This is a genomic window from Pseudorhodobacter sp. (genome assembly GCF_030452865.1).
Lineage (GTDB): Bacteria > Pseudomonadota > Alphaproteobacteria > Rhodobacterales > Rhodobacteraceae > Pseudorhodobacter.
On the sequence record NZ_JAKDLJ010000406.1, the window covers coordinates 1 to 3,172 of the forward strand.

Here is a 3,172-nt window from a genome sequence, read left to right on the forward strand (position 1 = left end):
TCGATCTCGCGCAGGTCACAGTCGGCAGCGATATCAGACAAGCCCTCGCCAGCAGTCGTAGCCTTGCGCAACACGCCGAAAAACTGGGATTTCACCGCTTCTGGCTGGCGGAGCATCATAACATGCCCGGCATCGCAAGTGCTGCGACCGCGGTGTTGATCGCCCATGTCGCGGGTGCCACCTCCACCATGCGCATCGGTTCGGGTGGCATCATGCTGCCCAACCACGCGCCCCTGATGGTGGCCGAACAATTCGGCACGCTCAATGCGCTTTACGGCGACCGGATCGACCTCGGCCTTGGCCGCGCACCCGGCACCGACGGGTTGACCGCCCGCGCCCTGCGCCGCTACATGGACAGCGCCGACACCTTCCCGAACGACGTGGCCGAACTCCTGGGCTACCTTGGCGATGAGCCCTCCAAAACCGGAGTCAACGCCTATCCGGGTGCGGGCAGCAATGTGCCAGTCTGGATCCTCGGCTCCAGCCTCTTTGGCGCGCAATTCGCCGCCTACATGGGCCTGCCCTATGCCTTCGCCTCACATTTCGCCCCGCAAATACTGGAGGAGGCACTGCATACCTATCGCAGCACCTTCCGCCCGTCGCAGTATCTGGCCGAACCCTATGCCATCATCGCCGCCTCGGTTGTGGCTGCCGATACCGATGCAGAAGCCGACTACCTGCGCTCCTCGCAACTGCAATCCTTCGCCAATGTCGTCACCGGCAAACGGGGCAAGGTGCCCGCCCCGGTCGAAGACATCACGGCGCACATCGCGCCCCAAGTGCTCGCACAGGTCCGACAGATGCTCTCGGTTTCTGCCCATGGCGGACCGGAAAAACTCCACCAGGAATTGTCAGACATCCTGACCCGCCACCATCCCGATGAATTGATGGTGACTGGCATCATCCACGACCACGAAAAACGGCTGCACTCTCTGACGCTGACCGCCAATGCCCTGCAAGACCTGCGCAGCAAAGGCACAACCTGAAACCGGACAGCGGCAAATCGCATTCATCCTGGCAAAAATACCTCGGGGGAAAAGCGGCTTTGCCGCTTTGGGGGCAGCGCCCCCCTTCTTGCCAAAAAGCAGCGCGCGGCACGCGCTCCGCTTGATAACCACTTGCACCGCCCCGGCACCCCGGCTATACGCGCCCGATCTTGCCGCACCTATCTTTTGATCCGGTGCAGCCTCTCGTGGTCGGGACGCGGCAGGATGGTGACCCCGACCTATGAAATGCACCACTGAAATGAACGGAGACAGCATGCCGCTTTATGAGCATGTCATGATCGCGCGTCAGGATCTTTCCAGCACGCAAGCCGAAGGGCTCATCGAACACTTCTCCACAGTTCTCACCGACAACGGCGGCAAAGTTGTTGAGCATGAGTACTGGGGCGTCAAGACGATGGCCTACAAGATCAACAAGAACCGCAAGGGCCACTACGCCTTTCTGCGCACCGACGCGCCCGCCGCTGCCGTGCAGGAAATGGAACGCCTCGCCCGCCTGCATGACGACGTGATGCGTGTGTTGACCATCAAGGTCGACGAGCATGCCGAAGGTCCGTCCGTGCAGATGCAAAAGCGCGACGACCGTGAGCGCGGCGACCGTGGTGACCGTCCGGATCGTGGCGACCGCCCCGACCGTGGGGATCGCGGTGACCGTGGCGACCGGCCGCGTCGTTGATCTGAAGGCATAGGAAAGGACCATCCAAATGGCGAATAAACCCTTCTTCCGTCGCCGCAAGGTCTGCCCCTTCTCGGGCGACAATGCACCGGCGATTGACTACAAAGACACACGTTTGCTGCAACGCTACATATCGGAGCGTGGCAAGATCGTGCCGTCCCGCATCACTGCGGTCTCACAGAAAAAGCAGCGTGAACTGGCCCGTGCGATCAAACGCGCCCGCTTCCTCGCCCTGCTGCCATATGCCATCAAATAAGGAGCCACAGATATGCAAGTGATCCTTCTTCAGCGCGTGGCCAAACTGGGCCAGATGGGCGAAGTCGTTTCCGTAAAGGAAGGCTACGCCCGCAACTACCTTCTGCCGCAAGGCAAGGCGTTGCGCGCCAATGATGGCAACATCAAATCCTTCGAGACGCGCAAAGTGCAACTCGAAGCACAAAACCTTGAAACCAGGACCGAGGCGGAAGCCATTTCCGCCAAACTTGACGGTCAAACCTTCGTTATCATCCGCTCCGCTTCTGACGCAGGTGCGCTTTACGGCTCCGTCACCACCCGTGACGCCGCCGAAATCGCCATTGCCGAAGGCTTCACGGTGGATCGTGGTCAGGTCGTACTGCAAAAACCGATCAAGGAACTGGGCCTGCACACGGTCTCGGTCGTCCTTCACCCCGAAGTGACCGCCAGCATCGTGATCAACGTCGCCCGTTCCGCAGAAGAGGCTGAACTGCAAGCCGCCGGCAAATCCATTCAGGAACTCGCCGCCGAAGCCGAAGCTGCAGCCGAGTTCGAAATCGCCGAGTTGTTCGACGAAATCGGCGCGGCCAATGAGGACGGCGAGGACATGGGTCGCGACTAAGCCACCCTCTCCCCGATCAAACCAAAACCGCGCAAGGCCAACCCCTTGCGCGGTTTTTTCAATTCTCGCCAACCACTTACCCCAGATGTAGAATGCGCTTCAGCACACTACCCCGCCCCCACCAAAACCTCACTTTGGCGCCAATCGCCACATTCACAAGAGACGCACAAACCTTCAACAACTGGCAAAGTTTTGAACGGCGTTTTTGGCGGCGTCAAGCGCCTGGTTGGCGCATGATCCAGAAACGAGCGTTTTTGGAGCCGTTCACACCAATATTGCTGAAAGGCAAGTGGTTCAGTGTCTGACAAAGAATTCGTGTAAATCAGCTACTTGTTTGATCCCGGAGTTTGACGGTGCAATATTTTCCTTTGAATGGAAGGAGGCACTATGGCCAGATTCTTCAGGGGTGCGCCACAACGACGGAGGCAGTCCGTAGAGCAATACAGAATAGTGAAGAGAGCCTGAGGGCACTTTCGGCGCGCTATGGGATTAATCAGAAGACGGTGGCCAAGTGGTGCAAGCGGACATCGGTTGCCGATCTTCCGGCTGGGCCGAAGCACGCGAAATCCACGGTTCTGACGGTAAGCGCTGTTCCAACCCCAGCTTCCTGCTGAATCTGTCAGCTGTCATTGCCCG

At 59.3% G+C, this 3,172-nt stretch carries 4 protein-coding genes and 1 pseudogene; all 5 read left to right on the forward strand.

The features are described 5' to 3' along the window. Positions 1–986 (forward strand): LLM class flavin-dependent oxidoreductase (locus L0H65_RS17125; RefSeq protein WP_301460438.1); only part of this gene is annotated, 986 nt, incomplete at its 5' end. 274 nt (positions 987–1,260) lie between these two features. Next, complete coding sequence (rpsF, locus tag L0H65_RS17130; protein WP_301460439.1) at positions 1,261–1,680, forward strand: 30S ribosomal protein S6; 420 nt, start codon at positions 1,261–1,263, stop codon at positions 1,678–1,680. 28 nt (positions 1,681–1,708) lie between these two features. Beyond that, complete coding sequence (gene rpsR, locus L0H65_RS17135; protein ID WP_301460440.1) at positions 1,709–1,936, forward strand: 30S ribosomal protein S18; 228 nt, start codon at positions 1,709–1,711, stop codon at positions 1,934–1,936. 12 nt (positions 1,937–1,948) lie between these two features. After that, entirely contained in the window at positions 1,949–2,536 is a 588-nt protein-coding gene (rplI, locus tag L0H65_RS17140; protein ID WP_301460441.1) for a 50S ribosomal protein L9, read from the forward strand. 368 nt (positions 2,537–2,904) lie between these two features. Continuing rightward, a pseudogene (locus tag L0H65_RS17145) lies at positions 2,905–3,117 on the forward strand (IS481 family transposase); the annotation flags it as partial. Positions 3,118–3,172 lie beyond the last annotated feature (55 nt).